Source organism: Paludisphaera soli (assembly GCF_011064595.1).
Classification (GTDB): Bacteria; Planctomycetota; Planctomycetia; order Isosphaerales; family Isosphaeraceae; genus Paludisphaera; species Paludisphaera soli.
In genome coordinates, this window is sequence record NZ_JAALJI010000082.1 from 1 (window position 1) to 3,012 (window position 3,012).

1 protein-coding gene and 1 pseudogene are annotated in these 3,012 nt (G+C 70.0%); both read left to right on the plus strand.

Annotated elements, in window-relative coordinates:
• Positions 1 to 122 precede the first annotated feature (122 nt).
• Positions 123 to 1,022 (plus strand): annotated as a pseudogene (locus G6O68_RS31480) (mandelate racemase/muconate lactonizing enzyme family protein); the annotation flags it as partial.
• Positions 1,023 to 1,180: 158 nt separating this feature from the next.
• Positions 1,181 to 3,012, plus strand: a 1,832-nt coding sequence (locus G6O68_RS31485; RefSeq protein WP_165253665.1) for a DUF1549 domain-containing protein, incomplete at its 3' end; no start/stop codon positions are given.

Here is a 3,012-nt window from a genome sequence, read left to right on the forward strand (position 1 = left end):
TAGCGTCAGATACGGCAGCATGAGCTCCCACTCGGCGTCGCTCACGTCGCTGGGGTAACCCTTTCGTGTCGTGCTCATGACTTAACACGAGCAAACGACAGACGATAAGTCAATAACAGGCTCTAGCCGAGCTGGGCCCGCACCTGCTCGGCGAGGACCCCACGCAGCTCGACCGCTTGAAACGGATCATGGACGCGGCCTTGAAGGGGCACCCGTACGTCAAATCCGGACTCGACATCGCCTGTTGGGACATCCTCGGCCAGGTCGCCGGCCTGCCGGTCTGCACCTTGCTCGGCGGGCGGTACGGCGAGGGCATCACGCTCTATCGCGCCATCTCCCAGGCCGAGCCCGACGCGATGGCCGAAAGCGTGGCGGGCTACCGAGGCCAGGGTTATCGCCGGTTCCAGCTCAAGGTCGGTGGCGCACCCGAGGTCGACATCGCTCGGATCCGGGCCGTGGCCGCGCTGCTCGAGCCGGGCGAGGTGCTCGTGGCGGACGCGAACACCGGATGGCTCATGCACGAGGCCGCCCGCGTCGTGCGCGGCGTGGGCGACGTCGACGTCTACATCGAGCAGCCCTGCCTGGGCTACCAGGAGTGCCTGTCGATCCGCCGCCGGACCGACCACCCGTTCGTGCTCGACGAGTCGGTGGACGGCCTCGACATGCTGCTGAGGGGCCACGCCGACGGGGCCATGGACGTGGTGAACCTGAAGCTCTCCAAGCTCGGAGGACTGACGAAGACGCGTCAGGTGCGCGACCTCTGCGTGACGCTGGGCGTCGCCATGACCCTCGAAGACAGCTGGGGCGGCGACATCGCCACGGCGGCCATCGCGCATCTCGCCCACAGCACGCCGGAGGAGCTCCGGTTCACGGCCACCGACTTCAACAGCTACGTGACGGTGAGCACGGCCGAGGGCGCCCCGCGGCGAGTGGACGGCCGGATGGCCGCTTCGACCGCGCCGGGCCTGGGGATCACGCCGAGGATGGACGTGCTCGGCGCCCCGAAGGTGGACCTCTCCTGAGGCCCATCGGCTCGGCGGACCAGAGCGCGTAGCGTGCGATCGCCACCGCTTCCCGCCCGGGCCGCGATGGTTTACGGTGGACGGTGCGGCCCCGCGCGGGGCCGTCCTCGCCAGGATCCGCGCCGGCCCTGCAGGACCCCGCCATGAGGTTCGGAAACATGCCCCAAACCAGGTGGTCCACGCGGCTCGCCGCGTCTCTCGCCCTCGGGCTCTGCGGCTCGGCCGCCGGGGCGTCGTCGACCGAAGAGGGCCCCGCCTCGGCCGTGCCCGACCGGGTCGAGTTCAACCGCGACGTCCGCCCGATCCTCTCCGACAATTGCTTCCACTGCTACGGGCCCGACAAGGATCACCGCAAGGCCGATCTGCGACTCGACCTTCGCGACGAGGCGATCGTCGCCGAGGCCTTCGTCCCCGGCAAGCCCGACGAGAGCGAGTTGGTCGCGCGGATCCTCGGCGCCGACCCTGACGGACTGATGCCCCCGCGGAAGTCGAACAAGAGACTCAACGCCGGGCAGAAGGAGATCCTCAGGCGTTGGATCGAACAGGGCGCCGAATACCAGAGGCATTGGTCGTACGAGACGCCCACGAGGGCGCTAGTCCCCGCCGGCCAGGCCGCGATCGACGTGCTGGCCCGGCGCCGGCTCTCCGAGGTCGGGCTGGAGCCCTCGCCCGAGGCCGACCGCCGCACCCTGATCCGTCGGCTGTCTTCCGACCTGACCGGCCTGCCGCCCACGCCCGAGGAGGTCGGGGCGTTCGTCGAGGATCGCTCGCCCGACGCCTACGGACGCCTGGTCGACCGCCTGCTGGCCAGCCCGCACTACGGCGAGCGCATGGCGATCGGCTGGCTCGACGTGTTCCGCTTCGCCGACACGATCGGCTACCACAGCGACAACCCACGCAACGTCTGGCCCTACCGCGACTGGGTCATCGCGAGTTTCATCGACAACAAGCCCTTCGACCGATTCACCCTCGAGCAGGTCGCCGGCGACCTCCTGGCCGACGCCGACACCGAGACCCGCGTCGGCTCGGCGTTCAACCGCCTCCTGCTGAGCACCGAGGAAGGCGGGGCGCAGCCGAAGGACTACGAAGCCCGCATGCTCACCGACCGCGTCCGAGCCGTCGGGGCGGCGTGGCTGGGGCAGACGACCGGCTGCGCGCAGTGCCACGACCACAAGTTCGACCCGATCACCCAGAAGGACTTCTACTCGCTGGGCGCGTTCTTCGCCGATATTCGGGAGCCTGTCGTCGGACACCGCGAGGACGGCATGGTCGTCGCAGCGGCCGAGGATGAGGAGGAACTCGCGAGGCTCGATTCCGCCGTCGACCAGGCGAGGAAGCGTCTCGAATCCGTGGCCCCTCAACTCGACGCCGACCAGGCCCGGTGGGAGGCGGACCTGTCTCGCCGCGCCGACGTCTTGCCCGAGCTCGCCCGCGACTCGAAGGCCGCGCCGGCCGAGAAGGCGACCGCGAGGGCCGTCCAGGCGGCGCTCGAGAAGGACGCCGAGGCGCGAACCCTGAAGGACCGCGAGACGGTCCGGTCCTATTTCCGGACGAAGGTCACCCTGCTGTTCCCCGCCGAACGCGAAGCCGTCGTCCGCGCCGAGAGCGAGCGCCGGGCGTTCGCCGACGGCCTGCCGAGATGCCTCGTGAGCGTCCACGACGCCGTCCCGCGTACCGTGCGCGTCCTGCCGCGGGGCGACTGGATGAACGAGACCGGCGACGTCGTCAAGCCCGCCCTGCCGCACTACCTGCCCCGCCCCGACGTCTCCGGGCGCGACCTGACGCGACTCGACCTGGCCCGGTGGCTGGTCTCGCGGGACAATCCGCTCACCGCCCGCGTGGTCATGAATCGGCTGTGGAAGCAGTTCTTCGGCGCGGGCCTGAGCAGGAAGCTCGACGACTTCGGCGCGCAGGGCGATCCTCCCTCGAACCCCGCGCTGCTCGACTGGATGGCCTGCGAGTTCATGGACAGCGGCTGGGACGTGACTCA